This window comes from Microbacterium dextranolyticum (assembly GCF_016907295.1).
In the GTDB taxonomy this organism is placed as follows: Bacteria; Actinomycetota; Actinomycetes; order Actinomycetales; family Microbacteriaceae; genus Microbacterium; species Microbacterium dextranolyticum.
This window is the reverse complement of record NZ_JAFBBR010000001.1, coordinates 3,051,884-3,071,958: the sequence shown is the minus strand read 5'-3', so window position 1 is coordinate 3,071,958 and position 20,075 is coordinate 3,051,884. Positions and strand designations below refer to the sequence as shown.

Sequence of the window (20,075 nt, the reverse complement as noted above, 5' to 3'; positions counted from 1 at the left end):
GGGAGGGCAACGCGGGCGCACCTGTCGGATGCCGCGGTTAGCCTGGACGGGTGAGTGCATCCATCGACCGCGACGACCCGTATGCGGATGTCCCGTGGGATGTCGATGATCTGACGCCGCCCGACGACCTCGACGCGCCGCCCCCGCCGGAGTACGACGGGTACGCCGGCGCCCTCGCGCGGGCGACCCGCGACGAAGGGATGCCTCGTCAGACCCGAGGTGCGGCCGCGGCCGCACCTGCCACCGCGCTCGTCGCCCGTCCGCGCACCGGACCGGACCGCACCGGCCAGGACCCGCTGGTCGTCCTGAAAGAGGTGTTCGGCTACGACGCGTTCCGCGGCGACCAGGCCGACATCGTCGCGCAGGTCGTCGCGGGCGGCGACGCCGTCGTGCTCATGCCGACCGGCGGCGGCAAGTCGATCACCTACCAGGTGCCCGCGCTCGTCCGACCGGGGACGGGCCTCGTGGTGAGCCCGCTGATCGCCCTCATGCACGACCAGGTCGACGCGCTCGTCGCCAACGGCGTGAACGCGGCGTTCCTCAACTCCACGCAGAGCGCCGCCGAACGTGCCGTCGTCGAGCAGGCGTACCTCGCCGGCGAGCTCGACCTGCTCTACGTCGCGCCCGAGCGGCTCAGCGGCGCCGCCACGACGGCGCTCCTGCAGCGCGGACGCCTCAGCGTGATCGCGATCGACGAGGCGCACTGCGTCAGCCAGTGGGGGCACGACTTCCGCCCCGACTACCTCGCGCTGGGAGATCTCGCCGAGCGCTTCCCCGGGGTTCCCCGCATGGCGCTCACCGCGACGGCGACCCGGGCGACGCACGAGGAGATCACCGAGCGCCTGCACCTCGACGACGCGCAGCACTTCGTCGCGAGCTTCGACCGCCCGAACATCCAGTACCGCATCGAGGCGAAGGTCGATCCGCGGCGCCAGCTGCTGCAGTTCATCCGCAGCGTCCCGGCGACCACCGGCGGCGGAGCGACGACGTCTCCCGCGGGGATCGTCTACGCACTCAGCCGCAAATCGGTCGAGCAGACGGCGGAGTACCTGCGTGGGCAGGGTGTCGACGCCCTGGCGTACCACGCAGGGCTGGATGCCGCGATGCGCGCTCGCCATCAGGAGCGGTTCCTGCGCGAAGAGGGCGTCGTCATGGTCGCCACCATCGCCTTCGGCATGGGGATCGACAAGCCCGACGTGCGCTTCGTCGCCCACATCGATCTGCCGAAGTCCATCGAGGGCTACTACCAGGAGACCGGGCGCGCGGGCCGCGACGGCGAACCCGCCCTCGCCTGGATGGCCTACGGGCTCGGCGACGTCGTGCAGCAGCGCAGGCTCATCGACCAGTCACCCGGCGACCGTGCCTACAAGCAGCGCATGGGTCAGCACCTCGACGCGATGCTCGCCCTCTGCGAGACGGTGTCGTGCCGTCGGCAGAACCTGCTCGCCTATTTCGGACAGGCATCCGACCCCTGCGGCAACTGCGACACGTGTCTGCAGCCGGCCGACACGTGGGACGGCCTCGTTCCGGCGCAGAAGCTGCTGTCGACGATCGTGCGTCTGAAGCGCGAGCGCAACCAGGCGTTCGGCGCGGGGCACCTCATCGACATCCTGCGGGGAGCGTCGACCGACCGCATCCGCCAGCAGAAGCACGACACGCTCACCACCTACGGGCTGGGCGCCGACCTCAGCGAGCAGGACTGGCGCAGCGTCGTGCGCCAGCTGCTCGCGCGCGGCGTCATCGCCGCGCAGGGCGAGTACGGCGTGCTCGCGGTGGGCGACGAGGGCGCGGCGGTGCTGCGCGGCGAGGCTTCCGTCCCGCTGCGCCGCGACGTGCTGGGGCGCAGCGGCGGGGGCGCGCGGGTCCGCAAGCAGGCGGCGACGGATGCCGTGGCCGAAGGCGATCGCGACCTGTTCGAGTCGCTGCGGGCCTGGCGGGCCGGCGTCGCGAAGGAGCAGGGCGTGCCCGCCTACATCGTGTTCGGCGATGCGACGCTGCGCGCGCTCGCCGATCGGCGCCCGGCGACGGTCGCCGACCTCGAGGGCATCACCGGCATCGGTGCGAAGAAGCGCGAGGCCTACGGCGACGCGGTGATCGCCGTCATCGCCGAGGCGGACTGACCCCGGTCTCTCCGTGCGGCGGCTCGGTCGCGGTGACTGGGCGCTGTGATCGGTCGCCGTGATGCGGCCGCGCGAGCGGGGCGGCCCTCAGCTCGCCGTGCCGGGGATCACGACGACGGGGACGGGGGCGTTCCGGACGATCTTCGCGGCGCTCGAGCCCAGGAACACCTGCGCCAGTCGGTGCGTCGACGACGATCCGACGACGAGGATGTCGCCGTCCTTCCAGGCGACCGAGGCCACGGCGGACGGCCAGTCGGCGCCGATGGTCACGAGGAACTCGACGTCGTCGACCGGGCCGTGGGCGGCCAGGTGCGTCCGCGCCTCGGCGAGGGCGAGGCGCGCCTGCTGGGTCCAGGCGTCGGTGACCTGGGCCTCGGCGTGGGGCACGTCGTTGATCACGGGGGTGCGCGCCGGTGCGACCACGAACGTCACGATCCTGAGCCTCGCGCCCTCGGTCCGGCTGAGGTCGGCGACGCGGTCGAGCAGCGACCATCCGGCGTCGTCGTCGCGGAAGGCGACGGTGATGCGGGTGACGGCGCTCGAGGTGCGGTACGAGCGGGGAGCGATCGCGACCGGCAGCGTCGACGAGTGCATGAGGCGGTCGGTCTTCGAACTGAGGCGCACGCGACCGGGCTCGGCCTCTTCGGCCGAGCCGACGACGATGACCCACGCGCCGTGCTCGTCCGCCTGCTCCATGAGGGTCGCGGGCACGGAGCGCCCCGCGATCCAGGCCGCCTCGGTGGGGATCGCCGCATCGGCGGCGATGACGGCATCCGTGTCGTGGTGACGGGCGAAGTCGGCGCGGGCCAGCTCGGTGCTGCGGCGCCCCTCCTCGGCGGCCCGCAGCTCGTACTCGCGGTCGGTGCCGCCGGCCGCGGGTGTGCCCCAGCCGCGCGGCACGACCGACAGGGCGATGACGGGTTCGGGCCGGGATCGCGCGAGCTGCAGCGCGAGCTCGATCGCGCTGCGGTCGTCGTTCCGGGGGCCGTAGCCGACGAGGTAGCTCATCGCTCGTCCTCCACCGGGATCGCCGCGGCGTCTGGTGTATCCGCTCCGTTCGCGTCGGCGGAGCCGAGCGTCGCGTGGCGCCGCCCGTAGACCAGGTAGAACGCGAAGACGATCACGAGCCAGCTCACGCAGATGATCCACGTGATCGGGCGCAGGCTCGTCAGCACGTACACGCACACGATCACCGTGAGGATCGGGATCACGGGGAACAGCGGCACGCGGAACGGGCGCGGCAGGTCGGGGCTGCGCCGCCGCAGCACGATCAGCGAGATCGCCACCGCGCTGAAGGCGACGAGCGTGCCGAACGACACGCTGTCCCACAGGTAGTCGGCCGGCACGAACCCCGCGACGAGCGCGACGACGATCGAGACGACGACGGTGTTGAACACGGGGGTGCCGAACCGGGGATTGACGCGCAGGAACCTCTTCGACACCATGCCGTCCCGCGAGATCGAGAAGAGGATGCGGGTCTGCCCGTACAGCGTGACGAGCGTCACCGAGAAAACCGAGATCACCGCGCCGGCCGACAGCACTGTCGCCCAGATCGGGGTGCCCGTCGCGAGCTCCATGATCTTCGCGAGGCCGGCCTCGCCCGCCTCTTTCGTGCCGAACCACTCGACCGGCTGCGCGGCGAGACCGGCGAGGCACACCAACACGTAGAAGGCCGTGACGATGAGCAGCGCCCCGATGATCGCGCGCGGGATCGCCTTCTGCGGGTTCTTCACCTCTTCGCTCGCGGTCGCCACGGCATCCAACCCGATGAACGAGAAGAAGATCGTGCCCGCGGCGCCGCCGATGCCGGATGCCTGGGCGAAGAAGTTCGAGAAGTGGTCGGCGTTGAACGCCGAGAACCCGATGACGATGAACAGCAGCAGCACGCCGAGCTTGATGCACACCATGACGGCGTTGACGGTCGCCGACTCGGATGCACCCCGGATGAGCAGGATCATGCACAGCAGGACCAGCACGACGGCGGGGAGGTTCACGAAGCCGCCGGTGGCGGCGCCGTCGTCACCGGGGACGAACGAGAGCGAGAGCGTGTCGGGCAGCTGCCAGCCGAACAGATGGTGCAGCAGATCGTTGAAGTATCCGCTCCATCCGACCGCCACAGCCGAGACGGCGACGCCGTACTCGAGCAGCACGCACCCGCCGACGATGACGGCGGCGCCTTCGCCGAGCGCGTGGTACGTGTACGAGTAGCTCGACCCGCTCACGGGGATCGACGAGGCGAGTTCCGCGTAGCAGAGGGCGGAGAGGCCGGCCGCGATCGCGGCGAGCAGGAACGAGAGGATGACGGCGGGCCCGGCGACGGGGATCGACTCGCTCAGCACGAAGAAGACGCCGGTGCCGACGGTCGCCCCGACGCCGAACATCATCAGCTGGAAGGTGCTGAGGTTGCGCACCAGCGTGGTGCTGCCGGTCCGGGGGGCGAGGGGAGCGGCCAGGGGCTGGCGCCGGGCGAGCTGAGTGCCCACTGAGATCATGGCCGCCTCCGAATGCGGGCAGAAGGGGAACCGTGCGCGGCTCCGGATCGGCTCAGTATCGTGGGCGCCGCGTCCGTGGGAGCGCATTGCGCCCGCGCGGGTCGGAGTGTCGTGTCGCGCGGCGCGCCGTTGCGGGGTTCATGACGGCGCGGCGAGTGAAACCCAGTCTCATGAAGTGTGGGTTTCGGTTTCATACAACGCGGACGCCGCACGGTGCCGACCGGCGTTGTCCGGGGCATCCAATCGGTTTCTCCATGCCGTCCGCGCGACCTAGCGTCGACAGTGATTACTTCTGCCCGCTTCGATCGAGAGGCACGCCGATGTCCGACGCCGCCGTCCGCCAGAACGCCCACCCTCGCAAGCCCGCGACGAACACGCGCACCCCGGTCGGAGGTGCGCCGACCTCGCCGCACAGCGCGGTCGAGGCGCACGAGGCGCGCATCGACGTCGACGCCGTCACCGATCTGCTGCTCGGCACGTGGCGCGAGACGCGGCGCGAGGCGCGCGAGATGATCAAGGACCCCGCATTCTGGCGCATCGAGGGCCAGCCGATGCCCGAGCATCGCGAGCGCGTCCTGGGCCAGCTGCGTCTGCTCGTCGAGAACAATGGCTCGCGCCGGGCGTTCCCGACCGAGTACGGCGGGCTCGACGACAACGGCGCCAACCTCGCCGGGTTCATGGAGCTCGTCCTGGCCGACCCGAGCCTGCAGATCAAGTCCGGCGTCCAGTGGGGGCTGTTCGGCTCGGCCATCTACCAGCTCGGCACGAAGAAGCACCACGACGCGTGGCTGCGCGACGTCATCGAGCTCGACCTGCCGGGCGCGTTCGCGATGACCGAGACCGGGCACGGCTCGGACGTCGCGGCGATCGGCACGACCGCGACCTACGATCCCGAGACCGAGGAATTCGTCATCCACACGCCGTTCCGCGGCGCATGGAAGGACTATCTCGGCAATGCGGCGCTGCACGGGCGCGCGGCGACGGTGTTCGCCCAGCTCATCACGAACGGCGTGAACTACGGCGTGCACTGCTTCTTCGTGCCCCTGCGGGATGACGACGGCGCCTTCCTGCCGGGAGTCGGCGGCGAGGACGACGGCGTCAAGGGCGGTCTCAACGGCATCGACAACGGGCGGCTGCACTTCGACCACGTGCGTATCCCGCGGTTCAACCTGCTGAACCGGTACGGCGACGTGGCATCCGACGGCACCTACAGCTCCGAGATCCCGAGCCCCGGCCGTCGCTTCTTCACGATGCTCGGGGCGCTGGTCCAGGGACGCGTCTCGCTCGACGGCGCCGCCACCACCGGGACGGCCCTCGCCCTGCACATCGCCGTCACGTACGCGAACCAGCGCCGACAGTTCGACTCGGGCGCCGGAAGCGACGAGGTCGTGCTGCTCGACTACGGCAAGCATCAGCGGCGCCTGCTGCCGCGCCTGGCTCAGAACTACGCGCAGTTCTTCTCCAACGACGAACTGCTGCGCACTTTCGACGGCGTCTTCTCGGGGCGTCAGGACACGCCCGCCGAGCGCGAGAACCTCGAGACGCTCGCTGCGGCGCTCAAGCCGCTGTCGACCTGGAACGCCCTCGAGACCATCCAAGAGGCCCGCGAGGCGTGCGGCGGATCCGGGTTCCTGGCCGAGAATCGACTCGTCGGCCTGCATCAGGACCTCGACGTCTACGTCACGTTCGAGGGCGACAACAACATCCTGCTGCAGCTGGTCGGCAAGCGCCTGCTCGCCGACTTCGCGAAGCAGTTCCGGGGGGCGGATGCCGCGAAGCTCGCCTCGTTCGCCGCGCGGCAGACGGTCGGCAAGGTCTTCCACGGTGCGGGGCTGCGCCAGTTCGGACAGTCGGTCGCCGACCTCGGGTCGACGGCACGCTCGGTCGAGCTCGGACTGCGAGCCGAGCAGCAGCACGAGCTGCTCGCGGGCCGGGTGGAGCAGATGATCTCGGACATCGCCGGGCGTCTGCGTCCCGCCGCCAAGGCGTCGCCCGCCGAGGCGGCGGAGCTCTTCAACGCGAACCAGGCCGAGCTCATCGAGGCCGCGCGCGCCCACGGCGAGCTGCTGCAGTGGGAGGCGTTCAGCGACGGCATCGCCGGGGTCGACGACGAGGGCACCGCCCAGGTGCTCACGTGGCTGCGCGACCTGTTCGGGCTGCACCTCATCGAGAAGCACCTGGCCTGGTACCTCATCAACGGACGTCTGTCGTCGCAGCGCGCGGCCGCGGTCTCGAAGTACATCGACCGGTTGTGCCTGCGCCTGCGCCCCCACGCGCAGGACCTCGTGGACGCCTACGGCTTCGCGCCCGAGCACGTGCGCGCTCCGATCGCCTCCGGCGCCGAGCACGAGCGTCAGGCCGAGGCTCGCGCGTACTACGCCGACCTCGCCGCGTCGGGCGAGGCCCCCGCCTCGGAGAAGTCGCTCAAGAAGAAGTGACCCGCGCGGCGGCGTGCCGCGCCGTGGCATCCTTCGCCGTGGCATCCTTCGGCGCACGAACTCCGCAGATGGGCGTGAACTCCGCACGGAAGGGGCGGATCGGCTGCGGAGTTCGTCACATTCTGCGGAGTTCGTGAGGACAGCCGGGCGGCGGACGGACGCGTCGGCGGCCCGGCGCGCCGTCAGCGCGCGGCGACCTCGTAGGTGAACGAGCCCGAGTAGCGGAAGACCTCGCCCAGGAGTGCGACGTGGACGCGGGCGTCGACGTGTTGGCGCGGGCCGCGCATCCGCTCGTCGACGGTGACGCGGGCAAGGGGTGGCAACGGGATGCGCACGCCGCCGATCCACCAGGCGAGACGGCGGGATGCCAGGCGCAGCCCGCCGTCGATGATCGCGACGTCAAGGGTGACTTCCAGTTCGCCGCGGCGGCCGATCCGGTCGATGAGCGCCGCGCCCTCGGCTCGCATGCGGTCCTGCATCGTCCGAGTGCCGCCGGGAAAGTGGACATCGCGCCACGCGGTCAGCGATCCGTCCGGCTGCGGGGCGTTGCGCACGGTGAAGGGCACATCGCGACCCGATTCGGCGAAGAGGATGCGCGGGCGGACCAGCGCCGCGAAGACCGGGCGCAGCAGGCGGCTCGTCGGGCCGACCGCCTCGAACGTGCCGCGCCCGACGCCGACGGCGCCCGGGGGCAGGGCCCTGAAGTAAGAGCGCAGGCGGGCGTCGAGTTCGTCGAGCCGCGCGCCGAGGGTGCGCTCGTACACCGAGGTCGCCGGAACGGTGTTCATATCTCTCACGGTACATTAATCTGAACATGTTCAGAAATGCTGAACGAAGAGAGGTCTAAATGGATGCCGCAGGTCGGGTCGTCATCGCCGGAGCGAGCGGATTCGTGGGGTCGGCACTCGTCCGGGCCTTCCGCACCGACGGGTACGAGGTCGTCACGATCGGGAGGGGTGGCCCCGTCTCGTGGGGGCACCCCGAGAAGATCGCCGAGGCGGTGGACGGCGCCGATGTGCTCGTCAACCTCGCCGGCCGGTCGGTGAACTGCCGCTACACCGATCGCAATCGGAATGAGATCCTGCGATCCCGGGTCGAGACCACCCGCGCGCTGCATGATGCGGTCCTGCGCGCCCGCCACCCGCCGCGGGTGTGGATGAACGCCTCGACCGCCACCATCTACCGGCACGCGATGGACCGCGCGAACACCGAGGCGACGGGAGAGCTCGGCACCGGGTTCTCGGTCGACGTCGCCCGCGCGTGGGAGGGAGCGTTCTTCGCGGGCGAGATGCCCGGCACCCGGCGCGTCGCCCTCCGGATGGCGATCGTGCTCGGCGAGGGTCCCGCCACCCGGCTGCTGGCGACGCTCGCGCGCACCGGACTCGGCGGGCCGCACCTCGACGGCTGGGGGCCGACGCACGCGCGCTACCGGGGCATCGGCGAGGCGCCGACCGGCGACGGCTGCCCGCCGCACCACGACACGCGCGGACGCCAGCGGTTCAGTTGGATCCACATCGACGACGTCGTCTCGGCCGTGCGCTTCATCCGCGATCACGACGACATCTCGGGCGTCGTGAACCTCGCGAGCCCGCACCCGAGCGACGACGCCACGCTGATGGCGACGCTGCGCCGCATCGTCGGCGTGCCGATCGGGCTGCCGGCGCGGCGCTGGATGCTGGAGAGCGCGATGTGGGCGCTGCGCACCGAGCCGGAACTCGTGCTGAAGAGCCGGTGGGTGCTGCCGGGGGTTCTCGCAGACCAGGGCTTCGTGTTCCGGCATCCCGACCTCGAGGACGCGCTGCGCGACGCGCTCGGCGCCGGCGCGTCGCGCCCCGGGCGGTGACGCACGAACTCCGCACGCGAGCACGAACTCCGCAGGCAAAGCGGCGATCGGCTGCGGAGTTCGTGACTTTCTGCGGAGTTCGTGGCGGGATGAGGGTGCGAGGGCGGGATGCCCGGGGCTCCGTCGCCGGGCCCCGCCGCGCTCCGCGCCCGGGGCCTGACGCGCTCGGCGGCGAGGTCGGAGGCCGTCGCTAGCCTGGGCGCATGGACGATCTGCGCACGGGGCCCGACGGAATCGTGCGCTGCGGCTGGGTCGGGGATGACGCCGAGTACCGCCGCTACCACGACGAGGAGTGGGGGCGGCCGTTGCACGGCGACCGCGCGCTGTTCGAGAAGACCAGCCTCGAAGGCTTCCAGGCGGGACTGTCGTGGATCACGATCCTGCGCAAGCGACCGCGGTTCCGCGAGGTGTTCGCCGGCTTCGACCCCGACGTCGTCGCCGCGTTGGCCGACGATGACGTCGAGCGGCTGATGGCCGATGCGGGGATCGTGCGCAATCGCGCCAAGATCCTGGCGACGATCGGCAACGCCCGCCTCGTGGCGGCGATGCAGCAGGGAGAGTTCGACGCCCTCATGTGGTCGTTCGCCCCCGCCCCGCGCGCCGGGGCGCAGCGCCCCCGCAGCTTCGCGGACGTCCCGGCGGTGACCGCGGCATCCGACGCCCTGTCGACGGCGCTCCGGAAGACGGGATTCCGGTTCGTCGGATCGACCACGATGTACGCGCTGATGCAGTCGGCGGGCATGGTCGACGACCATCTCGTCGGCTGCCACCGGGCGGTCTGACGACCCGGTGGCGAGCCGCCGCGGTTCTCAGCTCGCGGTCGGCACGATCACCGTGCGTGCGCCGTCGGATGCCGGGTGCTCCCACGCCGCGGTGACGTCCGAGAGCGGCACGGGCACCGCGTCGATCTCGTACCCGCCGCTCATCACCTCTGCCGCCAGGCCCGGAAGCTCGGCGAGAATGTCCCGCGGCGAGACGGAGCCCTGTCCGCTGCCGACGATGCGGAGGTTGCAGGCGCGCAGCGCCGCGGACGGGAGGGGCGATTCCGGACCGGTGATCGACCCGATCTGCACCCAGGTCAGGGCCTGAGTGTCGTCCTCGCGTGCGGGGACGATCGCCCGCAGCGCGTTGGCCGCCCACGGCCCCCAGAGATAGTCGAGCACCACGTCGACCTCGCGCCCCGCGGCGGCCAGGTCGAGGGCGACCTGCTGCGGATCACGGGCGAGGTCGATGACGGTGTCGGCGCCGAGGCCCGGCAGGGCGGCGAGTTTCTGCGGATCCCGGCCGGCGGCGGCGACGTGCCCGGCGCCGAGGCGACGGGCGATCTGGATCGCCATCCGCCCCGCGTTTCCGGTCGCACCCATGATGAGCACGCGCGAACCGGGGGTGAACTCGATGCGTCGACGCAGCGCGATCCACGACGACATCGCGGGATTCATCGCCGCGGCGATCACGACCGGGTCGACGTCGGGCGGCAGCACCACGCTGCGGCGCGGGTCGACGACGGCACGTTCGGCCATCGCTCCGCTCTCGCACACGAAGTAGCGCAGGTTGCCGCGGGCGTCTCGGCCCACGCCGTCGATTCCGGGGACGAGCGGCAGGACGCCGGTGGTGGTGTAGTGCGACCCGTCGGCCTGCGAGCGCACGCGCGGGTGCACGGCGGATGCCAGGACGGTGACGATCTCGCCGCCGTCCTGCGGATCGGGGTCGGGGATGTCGGCGACCTGCGGCGGGGTGTCGAACGAGGTGATGAGGGCGGCGCGCATGATGACTCCTTAACTAAGTTAAATGATGTCATCCATCGTCCCTTAACGTTGTTAAGCTGTCAAGCATGGCGAAGGGGATCACGAAGGAGCGCATCGTCGACGCCGCCCTCGCGGTGCTGGATGACGGCGGGATCGAGGCGGTGACGCTGCGTGCGGTCGCGGCTCGCCTCGACGTGCGCGCACCCGCGCTCTATTGGCACGTCGGCAGCAAACAGCAGCTTCTCGACGACATGGGCACCGAGATCCAGCGACGTGTGCAGCTCTCGCTCCACGCGGTCCCATCCGACGCGGCGTGGACCGTCGTGCTCGACGCCTACGCGCACGCTCTTCGTCGGGAGTACCTGGCGCACCGCGACGGCGCCCGCACCTTCAGCGGCACCCGACTCACCGACGCGCAGACCCTGCGCGCGCAGGAGCCCTGGTTCGAACGCTGGGTGGCGCAGGGGCTCGACCTGGCGGATGCCGTGGACGCCGCCGAGATCGTCACGGCCTACGTCGTCGGCTTCGTGATCGAAGAGCAGGAGCGCGCGCAGTCCGCGGCATCCGACCCCGAGCGCTACTCCGTCGACGCCCGCGACGCGGCCATCGGGCCCGACGCTCCTCTGGTCGCCGCCGCAGGGCACGTGGGAGGCGACGCCGACGCGCGGTTCTCGCGCCAGCTCGGCATCGTGATCGCCGGGCTCGCCGCGCGATTCGGCGTGTGAGCGACCTCGCGCACCGGATCGCCCCCCGGTCGCGGGTCTGCGAGCGGGGCGGCAGACTGACCCCATGACATCCCCACGCTCCGACAACGCCATCGCCGACGCGCACGAGGTGATCCGGGTCGTGGGCGCCCGCGAGAACAACCTCCGCGGCGTCGACGTCGAGATCCCCAAGCGCCGTCTCACGGTCTTCACCGGGGTGAGCGGCTCGGGCAAGTCCAGCCTCGTCTTCGGCACGATCGCCAACGAGTCGCAGCGACTCATCAACGAGACCTACCCCACGTTCGTGCAGCAGTTCATGGGGCAGCTGAGCCGCCCCGACGTCGACGCGCTCGAGAACATCAGCCCCGCGATCGTCGTCGACCAGGAGCGGATGGGTGCCAACGCCCGTTCCACGGTCGGCACGGCGACCGATGTGCACGCCATGCTGCGGCTGCTGTTCAGCAGGCTCGGCCAGCCGCACGTGGGATCGCCCCAGGCGTTCTCGTTCAACGTGCCCTCGGTCTCGGGCGCCGGAGCGGTCACGATCGCCGTGGGCAAGAACAAGGGCACGAAGCAGCGGCGCTCGTTCGAGGTCACCGGCGGCATGTGCCCCGAGTGCGAAGGGCTCGGTCAGGTGAGCGACGTGGATGTCGACGAGCTGCTCGACCGCTCGCTGTCGCTGTCGGCGGGGGCGATCCGGGTGCCGGGCTACACGCCCGACGGGTGGCTCGTGCGCATCTATGCCGAGTCGGGATTTCTCGATCCCGACAAGCCCCTCCGCGACTACACCGAGACCGAGCTGCACGACCTGCTGCACCACGAGCAGACGAAGGTGCGGATCGCCTCGACCAACATGACCTACGAGGGCCTCGTCCCCAAGATCACCAAGTCGATGCTGCAGAAAGACCGCGACAGCCTGCAGCCGCACATCCGTGCGTTCGTCGATCGCGCCGTCCGGTTCATGCCGTGCCCGGCATGCGAGGGTACGAGACTCAACGACGGGGCGCGGTCGTCGCGGATCGGGGGCGTGAACATCGCGGATGCCGCGGCGATGCAGATCACCGACCTCGCGGTCTGGGTGGCATCCATCGACGATCCCGCCGTCGCGCCGCTCGTGGCGGGACTGCGCGCCACGCTCGACTCGTTCGTCGACATCGGGCTGGGCTACCTGTCGCTCGATCGTTCGAGCGGCAGCCTGTCGGGCGGCGAGGCGCAGCGGGCCAAGATGATCCGGCACCTCGGCTCCGCCCTGACCGACATGACCTACGTGTTCGACGAGCCGACCGCGGGGCTGCACCCCCATGACATCCAGCGCATGAACGCGCTGCTGCTGCAGCTGCGCGACAAGGGGAACACCGTTCTCGTCGTCGAGCACAAGCCCGAAGTCATCGCCATCGCCGATCACATCGTCGACCTCGGTCCCGGCGCGGGCGCGGCGGGCGGCACGATCACCTTCGAGGGCGGCGTGGCGGGCCTCCGCGCCTCGAACACGGTGACCGGGCGTCATCTCGACCACCGCGCCCGGCTCAAGCCGGCGACCCGCCAGGCGCGCGGCGCGATCGAGATCCGTGGGGCGAGCCTGCACAACCTGCGCGGCGTCGACGTCGACGTGCCCCTCGGCATCCTCACGGTCGTCACCGGGGTCGCCGGATCGGGCAAGTCGTCGCTGATCCACGGCAGCCTGCCCCCGTCGGACGAGGTGATCGTCGTCGACCAGACGCCGATCAAGGGGTCGCGCCGTTCGAGTCCCGCAACCTACACCGGCATCCTCGACGACATCCGCAAGGCGTTCGCCAAGGCGAACGGCGTCACGCCGTCGCTGTTCAGCGCGAACTCCGAGGGCGCCTGCCCGGCCTGCAAAGGACTCGGCGTCATCATCACGAACCTCGGGTTCACGCAGAGCGTCGAGACGCGCTGCGACCTCTGCGAAGGCTCGGGGTTCAGCGACGAGGTGCTCGAGTACACGCTCGAGGGACGTACGATCGCCGATGTGCTGGCGATGTCGGCGGGCGAGGCCGCCGCCTTCTTCTCCTCGGGCCCCGCGCATACGGTGCTCGCCCGCATGATCGATGCGGGTCTCGGCTACCTCACGCTCGGGCAGGCGCTGAACACCCTGTCCGGCGGTGAGCGACAGCGGCTGAAGCTCGCGATCTCGATGGCGAAGAAGGGCGCGGTGTACGTCCTCGACGAACCGACCACGGGCCTGCACCTCGCCGACGTCGAGGGCCTGCTGGCGCTGCTGGACAGACTGGTGGATGCCGGCAACTCGGTCATCGTGATCGAGCACCATCAGGCGGTGATGGCGCACGCGGACTGGATCATCGACGTGGGACCGGGCGCGGGCAGGGACGGCGGCGCCATCGTCTTCGAGGGCACTCCCGAGCAACTCGTGGCCGACGGTTCGACCCTCACCGCGCGCCACCTCGCGGCATACACGGCCGCATGACGCGCGCTCCTCGGCGACGCCCTATACATGGGTAGTTCTGCCCATGGGAAGAGGTGCCGATCAGGCTCTTCCGTGACGTAGGCTGTCGAGGTCTGCACGACGTGAGCGCCTGCTTCAGCACCAGGTCCCGACGCCACGCACACAACCGAGCCCGGAGGGGAGCCGAGCCGCAATGACCTCATTTGCGTGGCTGCGAGCGCGCCCGAAAACGCTGATGTCGGCGAGCGTCGTCACCGTCGCCGCCCTGGCCGTCGGCTTCTTCGCCGTCGCCTACGAGGGAAAGCCGACGACCGAGGTCGATCTGCATGACGGCGGGGTGTGGGTCACGAAGCAGTCGAGCCTGCTCGTGGGGCACTTCAACCACCAGTCGCGCGTCCTCGACGGCGGGCTGCGCACCGGCACCGCCGACTACGACCTGCTGCAGAGCGGAACGCGCGTGCTCGTCGTCGACTCGACGGCCTCGTCGATCGCCGCGATCGATCCCTCCCGCGTGATCATGTCCGACTCGGCCGAGCTCAAGCCCGGATCGTCGGTGGCGATGGGCTCCGACACGGTCGCCGTGATCGAGCCCACCGGCGCGCTCTGGACGAGCCCCTTCACCGCGATCAGCGGCATCGGCGCGCAGGACACCAAGCCGGTCGCCGACGAGGGCGAGAACGCCAAGATCGCCGTCGGCGTCGACGGCACCGTGTACGCCGCCTCGGCGGCCGAGGCCCAGGTGCGCTCCTACGGGCCCGGCGACGACGGATCGACGACGCAGAAGTCGTCGCGCTCCCTCGACGGGGTCGCTCCCGGGCACAAGCTCTCGATCACGGTCGTCGGAACCACTCCGTACGTGCTCGACCACGACACCGACACCCTCTACGGCGGCGACGGCTCGCGCGTGCAGGTGCCGCACGGTGCCGTGCTGCAGCAGCCCTCGGGCACCGCCGACGCCGTCACCCTCGCCACGCCGAGCGCTCTCGTCCGGGTCGCCGTCGACGGCGGAGCGATCCAGACGGTGGATGCCGGGGGCGGCGAGGGCACGCCGTCGGAGCCGGTCTACGTGGCCGGCTGCGCCTACGGCGCGTGGTCGGGCACCGGGCGCTTCGTCCGCGACTGCCCCGGCGACGCCGATGACACGGTGCGCGACGTGCCGGGGGTCGAACCCACGAGCAAGCTGCGCTTCCGCGTGAACCGCGACGTGGTCGTGCTCAACGACGTGTTCGGGGGTGCGGCCTGGATGGCGTCGGACTCGATGCAGCGCGTCGACAACTGGCAGGACATCACGCCGCCCGAGGGTCAGGGCGACGACGAGGACAAGACCACCGAAGAGACGGTGCAGACGACCCTCCCCGAGCGCACCGATCAGAACACGCCCCCGATCGCCCAGGACGACCAGTACGGCGTGCGCCCGGGCCGCACCACGGTGCTGCCGGTGCTCGACAACGACACCGACGCCGACGGCGACGTGCTCGTGGCATCCCCGACATCGACCCCCTCGTTCGGCACCGTCACGTCGATCAACAACGGAGCCGCGCTGCAGTTCACGACGCCCGAGGGAGCGACCGGGACCACGAGCTTCCGGTACTCCGTCGACGACGGGCGCGGCGGAGAGGCGTCGGCGACCGTCACGCTCACGGTGCATCCGTTCGACGTCAACTCGGCGCCGGTGCAGAAGCGCACCACCCCGATCACGGTCGAGTCCGGCGGCACCGCGTCGTACAACGTGCTCTCGGACTGGATCGACCCCGACGGCGACGACATCTTCTTGAAGGACGTCGCCCCCGACGGCGGCGACGAGGCCGACTTCACCCCCGACGGGCAGATCACCTATCGGGCGATCGGCGGCGTCCAGGGGCGCAAGGACGTGCCCATCGTCGTGTCCGACGGCACGGCCGACGGCCCCGGCGTCGCGCGCTACGACATCCGACCGCTCGGTACGACCGTGCCCGTCACGAACGCCGACCACGTCGTCACCCGTGCGGGGGTGACGGTGACCGTGTCGCCTCTGACGAACGACACCAGCTCGGGCAGCGAGCCGCTCCGCCTCACCCGCGTCGACGACGTGCCCGGCGCGACGATCGTGCCCGACTTCGCGAACAAGACCTTCACGTTCACCGCGGCGGGCCCCGGCACCTACTACGCGCAGTACCTCGTCTCGGCGGGGCCCAACTCCGTTCCGGGTCTCGTCCGCGTGGACGTGCTCCCGGCATCCGACGACGACCTGCCGCCGGTCGCGGTGCGCGACATCGCCCTCCTCCCCGTCGGCGGCGACGTGCTCGTCAACGTGCTCTCCAACGACACCGACCCGAACGGTGGCATCCTCGTCGTGCAGTCCGTCTCGTCCGAGCCCGGTTCGGGCGTCGCCGCGGCCGTCCTCGGCCACGAGACCGTGCGCATCAGCGACGTGGGATCGCTCAGCCGTCAGGTGCGTGTGGGCTACACGATCTCCAACGGATCTCACTCGGCGACAGGCGAGATCGTCGTGATCCCCGTGCCGCCGCCCGCGAAGCTGCGCCCGCCGGTCGCGAACGACGACCAGGCGGTCGTGCGCGTCGGCGACACCGTGTCGATCCCGGTGCTCGCCAACGACTACCACCCGAACGGCGACACGATGCACGTCGCCCCCGACCTCGTGCCCCCGCTGGTGAACCCCGCCGACGGCGAGGCGTTCGTCTCGGAGGACAAGGTCCGCTTCCGGGCGGGCGACACCCCGAAGACCGTGTACGTCACGTACGAGGCTGTCGACTCGACCGGTCAGCGCGACGCCGGCTACGTCACGATCCAGATCCTGCCGCGCAACGACGAGGCCAACTCCGCCCCCAAGCCGCACGACCTCACGGCGCGCACGCTCAGCGGCTCGAAGGTCACGATCCCCGTTCCGCTCGACGGTATCGACCAGGACGGCGACTCCGTCGAGCTCGTCGGCATCGCCGATGCGCCGAAGAAGGGGCGCATCGTCGACACGGGCGCCAATGCGTTCACGTACGAGGCGTTCCAGGACGCGACCGGCGTCGACACCTTCTCGTATCGCGTCCGGGACGCCCTGGGCAAGGATGCCACCGCCAATATCCAGGTGGGGATCGCGCCGGCGGCATCCGTGAACCAGGCCCCGTACGCGGTGCGCGACTCGGTCGTGATCCGGCCTGGGCGCGAGGTGGCCGTGCCGGTGCTCGCGAACGACTCCGACCCCGACGGCGACGAGTTCGGTTTCGCCGAAGAGGATCCCGTCACCGTGCCTGACGTTCCGGGCCTGAAGGCGCGCGTGAGCGGCAAGTACCTGCTGATCACCGCCCCGAACGAGCAGATGAACACGTCGCTGCAGTACGCGATCACCGACTCGCGCGGCGCGCGTGCCTCGACGAGCGTGCAGATCACGGTCGACCCCGAGGTGCCGCTGGAGCGTCCCATCGCCCGTGACGACCGGGTGCGCGCCGAAGACCTCAAGGACGGCACGACCGCGGATGTCGCCGTGCTCGAGAACGACGACGACCCCGACGGCACCAAGAGCGATCTCGCCGTCAGTCTCGGTGCCGGCAGCGAGAACGCCCGGGTGAACGCGGACGGCACGGTGCACGTGCAGGTCACCGATCAGCGCCAGCTCATCACGTACACGATCACCGACCCCGACGGGCTGACGGACTCGGCCTTCATCCGGGTCCCGGCCCTGTCGGAGCTGCCGCCGAGCCTCATTTCCACCAAGCCGGTCGAGGTCAAGAGCGGTCAGTCCATCGACCTGCCGCTGTCGCAGTACGTGCGCGCCGCCGGAGGCAAGGACGTCAGCATCACCGAGGCGGCGAAGGTCTCGGCCGTGCACTCGAACGGCGCCGGCCTCATCAAGGACCAGCACACGCTCGTCTACACGTCCGCGGACCGCTACTTCGGCTCCGACGCCCTCACCTTCGAGGTCACCGACGGCACCGGACCCGACGACCCCGCGGGGCGCAAGGCGACGCTGACGATCCCGATCACGGTCCTGCCGCCCGACAACCAGCCGCCGACGATGCTCGGCGCCTCGATGAACGTCGCACCGGGCGAGGACGCGACGGTCCTCGACCTCGCGGCCCTCGCCACCGATCCCGACCCGGGCGACCAGGGCAAGCTCACCTTCCGCATCAAGGGGTCGACGCCCAACGGGCTCACCTCGTCGGTCGAGGGCACCCAGCTGAAGGTCTCGGCGGCGACCTCCACCGCCAAGGGCACGCGTGCCGACCTCACCGTGACGGCCGACGACGGCACCACGACTCCGGCCGAGGCGACCATCTCGATCACGGTCACCGCGTCGACCCGGCCGCTCGCGACCGCGAACGACGACGTGATCGCCCAGTCGAACCAGGGCGCCACCGAGTCGGTCGCCGTGCTCGAGAACGATGTGAACCCCTTCCCGGGCACGCCGCTGAAGATCGAGAGCGCGTCGCTCGAGACCGGCAAGGCGCAGGTCGTCGTCAACGGAGATCGCGTCAACGTCACCAGCGACCCGGCGTTCGTCGGCGTCGTCGTGGCGCGCTATCGCGTGCTGGATGCCACAGGCGACCCCGACCGCGCGGCCGAAGGCCGCATCCGGATCACCGTCCAGGGCAAGCCCGATGCGCCCGGTCGCCCGGTCGTCTCGAGCATCCAGAGCCGCACCGTCGTGCTGTCGTGGACGCCCCCGACCGACAACGGGGCGCCGATCACCGGCTACACCGTGACCTCGACGGCGAACAACTACACGAAGCAGTGCGCCTCGACGACGTGCACCCTCGACGGGCTGACCAACAACGTCGAGTACAACTTCGTCGTCACCGCGACGAACAAGGTGGGCACCTCCGACCCGTCGATGCCGTCCGAAACGGCGCGTCCGGACGTGCGACCCGACACCCCCGCGCCGCCGACGCTCGTCTTCGGCGACCGCAGCCTCACGGTCTCGTGGGTGCCGCCGCGCACCGAGGGATCGCCGGTCACCTCGTACACGCTGGAGATCTCGCCGGCGCCGCCGTCGGGCATCGTGCAGAAGTCGGGCGTCACCGGAACCTCGATCGTCTGGGACGGCCTCGAGAACGGCTCGTCGTACCAGGTGCGCGTCCGCGCCCACAACAAGGCACCGGACCCGAGTGAGTTCAGCCCGTGGTCGGCGTCGATGGTGCCGGCGGCCCCGCCGTCCGCCCCGGGCGCTCCGACCACGACGCTGCTCGACCCCGTGGGGTCGCAGGCGCAGATCCGGGTCGACTGGAACGCGCCGAACAAGAACGGCGACACGATCTCGGGCTACGAGCTGCGGGTGCTGCAGGGCGGTTCGGTCGTCAAGACCGTTCCCGTCTCGGGCAGCCAGACCAGTCAGGCCGTCGTGGTCGACACCTCGACGACCAACTACACGTTCGACGTGCGCGCGCAGAACAAGGCGGGCTGGGGCGAGCGCAGTCCGCAGTCGGCGCCGCGCCGCGGTGTGACCGCGCCGGCGGCACCCACGAACGTCGCGGCCTCCGAGGGCGACAACACCGTCGGCGTGACCTGGGCCGCAGGCGCGGGCAACGGCGCGGCCAGCGGCGAGATCGTGTACCAGTACTCCGTCAGCGGTGGCAACTGGCGCGGAGACTGGATCTCGGGCGGAGGCAACGGCGCGGGCACGATCGGCAACGGCCAGGTGAACAACAACGGCACCTACACGATCCGCGTGCGGGCCGTCTCCACCGTCGACGGCAGCACCTACGCCAGCGGCGCCTCGAACGAGTCCAACGCGGTCGCCCCCTATGGCCAGATCGGCAACCCGTCGGCGAGCGCCTCGACATCCGGCACGAACATCACGTACTCGTGGTCGTCGCCGTCGCGCAACGGGCGCGACATCTCGACCGACGTGTACATCGATGGCGGGCTTGTCAGTCATGACGCCAGTGGTTCGATCACCAGGGGCCACGGGTACAGCGAGACGCACACCATCGAGGTGCGCACGAGCGCTGCCGCGCAGACCACGGCGGCGTCCGCGTCGGCGCGGACGGTCGACGCACCGCCGCCCCCGCAGCCGCGGGTGTGGGTGTCGCGCGGCGACTATGTCTCCGGAGGCGGCTGCGTCAACGGCTGCTACAAGTACGTCGTGAACACGCAGAACTTCCCCGCGGGGCGGTACTCCATCGACTGCTGGCACGACACGGGCGGCCCGACGCGCTTCGGCACGCGGGCGGCGTTCGACCTTCCCGCGAACGGCTCGGTGCAGCTGTACTGCTGGAAGGGCGCCGACGGCAACAACGCCTGGGTCGACATCGTCGGCTGGGGCGGAGACGTCGACACCGAGAAGCAATGGTGGCCACGGGGCTGACCCGGCCGCACCG

At 70.8% G+C, this 20,075-nt stretch carries 11 protein-coding genes; 7 read left to right on the top strand and 4 right to left on the bottom strand.

Annotated elements, in window-relative coordinates:
- The first annotated feature begins 50 nt into the window (after positions 1-50).
- Entirely contained in the window at positions 51-2,120 is a 2,070-nt protein-coding gene (recQ, locus tag JOE64_RS13945) for a DNA helicase RecQ (RefSeq protein ID WP_204964794.1), read from the top strand.
- Between the two features lie 87 nt (positions 2,121-2,207).
- On the opposite strand, the gene JOE64_RS13940 is transcribed toward recQ, so the two are convergent.
- Positions 2,208-3,128, bottom strand: coding sequence for a universal stress protein (locus JOE64_RS13940; protein WP_204964793.1), 921 nt, complete (start codon positions 3,126-3,128; stop codon positions 2,208-2,210).
- Positions 3,125-4,612, bottom strand: coding sequence for an APC family permease (locus JOE64_RS13935; protein WP_204964792.1), 1,488 nt, complete (start codon positions 4,610-4,612; stop codon positions 3,125-3,127). Before JOE64_RS13935 ends, JOE64_RS13940 begins: the two co-directional genes overlap by 4 nt.
- A 320-nt stretch (positions 4,613-4,932) precedes the next feature.
- On the opposite strand from JOE64_RS13935, the gene JOE64_RS13930 reads away from it, so the two are divergent.
- The gene (locus JOE64_RS13930) at positions 4,933-7,050 is read left to right on the top strand and encodes an acyl-CoA dehydrogenase family protein (RefSeq protein WP_204964791.1); all 2,118 of its coding nucleotides are present in this window, start codon (positions 4,933-4,935) and stop codon (positions 7,048-7,050) included.
- A gap of 182 nt (positions 7,051-7,232) precedes the next feature.
- On the opposite strand, the gene JOE64_RS13925 is transcribed toward JOE64_RS13930, so the two are convergent.
- Positions 7,233-7,838 carry a DUF4166 domain-containing protein gene (locus JOE64_RS13925; RefSeq protein WP_204964790.1) on the bottom strand — a complete coding sequence of 202 codons (606 nt, stop codon included), beginning with the start codon at positions 7,836-7,838 and terminating at the stop codon, positions 7,233-7,235.
- Between the two features lie 59 nt (positions 7,839-7,897).
- On the opposite strand from JOE64_RS13925, the gene JOE64_RS13920 reads away from it, so the two are divergent.
- Complete coding sequence (locus JOE64_RS13920) at positions 7,898-8,893, top strand: epimerase (RefSeq protein ID WP_204964789.1); 996 nt, start codon at positions 7,898-7,900, stop codon at positions 8,891-8,893.
- A 203-nt stretch (positions 8,894-9,096) separates the two neighbouring features.
- The gene (locus JOE64_RS13915; protein WP_204964788.1) at positions 9,097-9,675 is read left to right on the top strand and encodes a DNA-3-methyladenine glycosylase I; all 579 of its coding nucleotides are present in this window, start codon (positions 9,097-9,099) and stop codon (positions 9,673-9,675) included.
- A 27-nt stretch (positions 9,676-9,702) separates the two neighbouring features.
- Here JOE64_RS13915 and JOE64_RS13910 read toward each other — a convergent pair whose 3' ends face one another.
- The gene (locus tag JOE64_RS13910; RefSeq protein WP_204964787.1) at positions 9,703-10,659 is read right to left on the bottom strand and encodes a quinone oxidoreductase family protein; all 957 of its coding nucleotides are present in this window, start codon (positions 10,657-10,659) and stop codon (positions 9,703-9,705) included.
- 65 nt (positions 10,660-10,724) lie between these two features.
- Here JOE64_RS13910 and JOE64_RS13905 point away from each other — a divergent pair, with 65 nt between their 5' ends.
- From JOE64_RS13905 to JOE64_RS13895, 3 genes are all read left to right on the top strand, one after another.
- A complete protein-coding gene (locus JOE64_RS13905; protein ID WP_204964786.1) occupies positions 10,725-11,363 on the top strand; it encodes a TetR/AcrR family transcriptional regulator C-terminal domain-containing protein in 639 nt (212 codons plus the stop codon).
- 64 nt (positions 11,364-11,427) lie between these two features.
- Complete coding sequence (locus JOE64_RS13900) at positions 11,428-13,788, top strand: ATP-binding cassette domain-containing protein (RefSeq protein ID WP_204964785.1); 2,361 nt, start codon at positions 11,428-11,430, stop codon at positions 13,786-13,788.
- A 214-nt stretch (positions 13,789-14,002) separates the two neighbouring features.
- Entirely contained in the window at positions 14,003-20,062 is a 6,060-nt protein-coding gene (locus tag JOE64_RS13895; RefSeq protein WP_239531786.1) for an Ig-like domain-containing protein, read from the top strand.
- Positions 20,063-20,075: the final 13 nt, after the last annotated feature.

What these genes read in the sequence shown, in the direction of transcription:
- JOE64_RS13925 (WP_204964790.1), bottom strand. Translation starts at nt 7,838, where the DNA reads ATGAACACCGTTCCGGCGACCTCGGTGTACGAGCGCACCCTCGGCGCG.
- JOE64_RS13905 (WP_204964786.1), top strand. Translation starts at nt 10,725, where the DNA reads ATGGCGAAGGGGATCACGAAGGAGCGCATCGTCGACGCCGCCCTCGCG.
- JOE64_RS13900 (WP_204964785.1), top strand. Translation starts at nt 11,428, where the DNA reads ATGACATCCCCACGCTCCGACAACGCCATCGCCGACGCGCACGAGGTG.
- JOE64_RS13930 (WP_204964791.1), top strand. Translation starts at nt 4,933, where the DNA reads ATGTCCGACGCCGCCGTCCGCCAGAACGCCCACCCTCGCAAGCCCGCG.
- JOE64_RS13940 (WP_204964793.1), bottom strand. Translation starts at nt 3,128, where the DNA reads ATGAGCTACCTCGTCGGCTACGGCCCCCGGAACGACGACCGCAGCGCG.
- JOE64_RS13915 (WP_204964788.1), top strand. Translation starts at nt 9,097, where the DNA reads ATGGACGATCTGCGCACGGGGCCCGACGGAATCGTGCGCTGCGGCTGG.
- JOE64_RS13920 (WP_204964789.1), top strand. Translation starts at nt 7,898, where the DNA reads ATGGATGCCGCAGGTCGGGTCGTCATCGCCGGAGCGAGCGGATTCGTG.
- JOE64_RS13910 (WP_204964787.1), bottom strand. Translation starts at nt 10,659, where the DNA reads ATGCGCGCCGCCCTCATCACCTCGTTCGACACCCCGCCGCAGGTCGCC.
- JOE64_RS13895 (WP_239531786.1), top strand. Translation starts at nt 14,003, where the DNA reads ATGTCGGCGAGCGTCGTCACCGTCGCCGCCCTGGCCGTCGGCTTCTTC.
- JOE64_RS13935 (WP_204964792.1), bottom strand. Translation starts at nt 4,612, where the DNA reads ATGATCTCAGTGGGCACTCAGCTCGCCCGGCGCCAGCCCCTGGCCGCT.